The sequence below is a fragment of the Protofrankia sp. CiP3 genome (assembly GCF_917627345.1).
Taxonomy (GTDB): domain Bacteria; phylum Actinomycetota; class Actinomycetes; order Frankiales; family Frankiaceae; genus Protofrankia.
Genome location: NZ_CAKJTM010000159.1, coordinates 841 through 2,155 on the forward strand (window position 1 = coordinate 841; position 1,315 = coordinate 2,155).

Below are 1,315 nucleotides of genomic sequence, written 5' to 3' on the forward strand. Positions count from 1 at the left end.
ACACACCGGCCGGCGGCGTTGCCGAAACTGCCGTACCAGATGCACCGCACCTCGGCCAGGTAGACCGACTCGGTGCGGCCGTACCGGACGACCGTGACCTTCTCCCAGGCGACGTCGGCGGCCACGTCGGCCGGCCGGCCGAGCTTGGCGCCTTTGAGTGCGGGCCGGCCGCGCCTGCCGGTACGCGGCGGGGCCAGGTCGTACAGTGCGGCGTTGGCCGGCAACCGGGTCGTCCACGTGGTCCCGGCCACCAGCAGCGGCTTGCCGTGGTAGGCGGCGTCGCCGACCCCGTGCACGACGCGGCCCGGGAACTCGGCCGCGACCAGCCCCAGCAGCTCGCCGGCCAGCTCGACCGGGCTGGCGCTGCCCTTGCCCGCCCACAGCCGGAACAACACCGGCAGGCACACCGGGGCGGTGCAGAAGGGAAGCCGGACCACGATCCCGGCCACCACCCACCGGTTCCCCCGTGCGATCTTCTTGCCGCCCTGAGCCGCCCCGTCATGGGTCCAGAACGCGTGGTGGATCTTACGGCCCCACCGCTTGAACAGCGTGTCGTCCACCACCACGGTGATCGGCGCGTCCTCGCCCAGCAGCCGCTGCACGACGAACCGCGCGGCGGCCAGCCCCAGCCGGTCGACGTCCCACACCGCCTGGGAGAAGAACCGGCACGCGGCATGGAACGACACCGTCCCGGCCAGCCGTGCCCCCGACAGCATCCCGACCACGCTGCGCCGCCCGGTCTGCCCGACCATCCCGGTGGCCAGCACCGTGAACAGCACAAACGTCCCCCGGCGGCGGAACACCGGGCGGAACACCTCCAGCATGGCAGCCCAGGACGCCGGCACGGTCACCGCGGGAACCTACCGAAACCGCCTGCCGCCCCCGGCAGGCGGCACACCGCGCGTCCATCATGAACGGCGTGCCCGACACACCCGACCAGCAGACCCGGGCCGCCGTCACCCGGCGGGTCGTCGCCCACGTCGCCCGCGGCTGGCCCCAGCTCGGCGAGCCCGTCGTGCGCCACCGCGGCCAGTTCTGTTACGTCTCCGCCGTCCTGCCCGGCCGCCGCGAACCCACCCCGATCCTGCGGCTGCGTTACCAGGGATCCGCCGACCGCTGGGCCATCGCGATCTACCTGGTCAGCGGCGAACGGTACACCGAGTCCGAACTACCCGCCTCGTTCGGGCCCAGGACAGGCACCCCGGAGGAGGGCGTCGACCACGCCTTCATCCTCTACGCGGGTCCGAGCTCTCACCCCTGACAGCGTTCGACCGTTCACAGGCGCTCAAGGCAGCGAAAGTGCGAAAGACGAGGG

2 protein-coding genes are annotated in these 1,315 nt (G+C 72.7%); one reads left to right on the forward strand and one right to left on the reverse strand.

What is annotated here, in order from left to right; translation table 11 throughout:
* A partial coding sequence (locus MJ797_RS25005; protein ID WP_239341919.1) for a transposase occupies positions 1-851 on the reverse strand: 851 nt, incomplete at its 3' end.
* A gap of 68 nt (positions 852-919) precedes the next feature.
* On the opposite strand from MJ797_RS25005, the gene MJ797_RS25010 reads away from it, so the two are divergent.
* The gene (locus MJ797_RS25010; protein WP_239341921.1) at positions 920-1,261 is read left to right on the forward strand and encodes a hypothetical protein; all 342 of its coding nucleotides are present in this window, start codon (positions 920-922) and stop codon (positions 1,259-1,261) included.
* Positions 1,262-1,315: the final 54 nt, after the last annotated feature.